This window comes from Micromonospora sp. M51 (genome assembly GCF_018070305.1).
GTDB lineage: Bacteria > Actinomycetota > Actinomycetes > Mycobacteriales > Micromonosporaceae > Micromonospora > Micromonospora parva.
Genome location: NZ_JAGPXZ010000782.1, coordinates 1 through 2747 on the forward strand (window position 1 = coordinate 1; position 2747 = coordinate 2747).

Below are 2747 nucleotides of genomic sequence, written 5' to 3' on the forward strand. Positions count from 1 at the left end.
GGCCTGGTCTTCCCGCTGATCATCTCCACCATCGGCGTGCTGATCGCGATCGTCGGTGTCTTCATCACCCGGCTGCGCGCGACCGACCGCAACGCCCTGACCGCGATCAACCGGGCCTTCTACCTGTCGGCGGTGCTCTCCGCGGTGCTGGTGGCGATCGCCGCCTACGCGTACCTCCCGGCGACCTTCGGCGAGTTCGACAGCGGGCTTACCGACGCGCCCGGCAACCCCCGGCTGGTCGCCATCGGCGCGGTGGTCATCGGCATCGTGCTGGCCGCCGCGATCCAGGCGCTGACCGGCTACTTCACCGAGACCAACCGGCGCCCCGTGCAGGACATCGGCAAGAGCTCGCAGACCGGTGCGGCGACGGTGATCCTGGCCGGCATCAGCATCGGCCTGGAGTCGGCTGTCTACTCGGCTCTGCTGATCGGCGCCGGCGTCTTCGGGGCGTTCCTCCTCGGCGGCAGCTCCATCACGCTGTCGCTGTTCGCGGTGGCGCTGGCCGGCACCGGCCTGCTCACCACCGTCGGCGTGATCGTCGCGATGGACACCTTCGGGCCGATCTCCGACAACGCCCAGGGCATCGCCGAGATGTCCGGTGACCTCGACGAGCACGGCGCTCGCACGCTCACTGAGCTGGACGCGGTCGGCAACACCACCAAGGCGATCACCAAGGGCATCGCGATCGCCACTGCGGTGCTCGCCGCGACCGCGCTGTTCGGTTCGTACACCGACTCGCTCCGCAGCGCGTACGCGACGGCTGGCGTGGGCGACGTCGGGACGGAGATCCTCAACTCGCTGAACGTGGCGAACCCGCGCAACCTGGTCGGCCTGATCATCGGCGCGGCGGTGGTGTTCCTCTTCTCCGGGTTGGCCATCAACGCGGTGTCCCGCTCGGCCGGTGCCGTGGTGATGGAGGTCCGCCGGCAGTTCCGTGAGCTGCCCGGCATCATGGACGGCACCCAGCGCCCGGAGTACGGCAAGGTGGTCGACATCTGCACCCGGGACGCGCAGCGCGAGCTGATGACCCCCGGTCTGCTCGCCATCCTGGCGCCGATCGCTGTCGGCTTCGGCCTCGGGCCCGGCGCGCTCGCCGCGTACCTGGCCGGTGCGATCGGTGCCGGCACCCTGATGGCGGTGTTCCTGTCCAACTCCGGTGGGGCCTGGGACAACGCCAAGAAGCTGGTCGAGGACGGCGCGTACGGCGGCAAGGGCTCCGAGGCGCACGCCGCCACTGTCATCGGCGACACCGTCGGTGACCCGTTCAAGGACACCGCCGGCCCGGCGATCAACCCGCTGATCAAGGTGATGAACCTGGTCTCGCTGCTGATCGCGCCCGCCGTGGTGGCCTGGAGCGTCGGCGACGACCGCAACGTCGGCCTGCGCGTCAGCATCGCGCTGGTGGCGACGCTGATCATCGTGGCGTCGGTGGTGTTCAGCAAGCGCAAGGGCATCGCGATGTCCGACTCGGACGCCGATGGCAACACCGGCGCGGGCAGCACCGATCACCGTCCGGAGACGGTGAACGCCTGACCCAGGAACGGCCCGGTGCCACACCTGGCCAAAGGCCGTACGCTGCAACGCATGCGTACGTGCCGGGCGTCTGCCGCCGGAAAGCTCACGGTGGTCCTGGCCACGATCGTCGTCCTGGCCGGCTGCGGCGGCGGCCCCAGCCCACGGGCCTGGGCGGCCTCGGTCTGCGGCGCGCTCACCCCGTGGCGCTTGGAGATCAACAAGCTGACCAGCAGCACTGATGAGCAGATGACCGCGCAGACCACGCCGGCGCAGGCCAAGGAGAACCTGGTGCGGCTCTTCGACGGGGCGGAGCAGGCCAGCGAGGCCGCGCGCCGCAAGGGTGGAGAAGGCGGGCATCCCGGAGACCGACAACGGCGAGGCCATCTCCGTGGGTTTCCGCAGCTCGCTGGGGAAGATGCGGGACGCGTACGGCCGTGCCCGGGACACCATCGACGGCCTGGGCACCGGCGAGCCGACCGTCTTCTACGACGGCGTGCGGGCGGCGGTGGAGACGCTCAACAAGGAGTACGACGCCAGCGCGCTGGACACCAGCAAACTCAACTCCGAGGAGTTGAAACAGGCATTCGACGAGGTGCCGGAGTGTCGCTGAGCGGGCTCGGTGACACCGGGAAGGCGCAGCCGCCCCCGGCGCTGTTCCCCGCGCCCGAGTCCGACACGCCCACTCCCGGGCGACGCCGTGGCGGCGCGCCGCGGAACGGCCCGTCGCAACACGGCTCCCCAGTGAACGGCCCGGCCCCGGGTGACGACGCGGGCCGGCAACTTGTGTTCTTCGGCGCGGACGCTGCCGAACCGGCCGTCGCCGACCTCGCCGGGTTGCTCGCCGGGCCGGCTGAGGTGGTCCGGATGGGCGGCACCGCCCGGCTCTCGGTGCGGGTGGACGCCGCGTGGCGGGTGCACGTGCTCGTCGCCGAACTGGCGTCGCGCGGGCTGGCCGCCAGCTGGGAGCCGATCGAGGGCGAGCGACACGCCGTGCGTACGTCGTACACCCGGGTCTTGAAGCCGCTCGCGGCCGCCTGGCTGAACGGTTCGACGAAACGCCCGCCGGCGGCCTTCCACCTGACCGGCCGGCGGTTGCGGCTGTGGCTCGCCGCCGCCGGGACGCCGGAGCCTCCCGACTGTTACCTGTTGCGGCTGGGCCCCGACGACCAGGAGTGTTGGGAGTCGATCGGCGTCGCGCTCGCGGCGGCCGGGCTGGCCGGCGGTGACCCGCT

At 71.4% G+C, this 2747-nt stretch carries 1 protein-coding gene and 2 pseudogenes; all 3 read left to right on the forward strand.

The window, feature by feature from the left end; translation table 11 throughout:
• Positions 1–1533, forward strand: a 1533-nt coding sequence (locus tag KBX53_RS28695) for a sodium/proton-translocating pyrophosphatase (protein ID WP_210862698.1), incomplete at its 5' end; no start/stop codon positions are given.
• A gap of 51 nt (positions 1534–1584) precedes the next feature.
• Positions 1585–2125: pseudogene (locus KBX53_RS28700) on the forward strand (hypothetical protein).
• 131 nt (positions 2126–2256) lie between these two features.
• A pseudogene (locus tag KBX53_RS28705) lies at positions 2257–2747 on the forward strand (hypothetical protein); the annotation flags it as partial.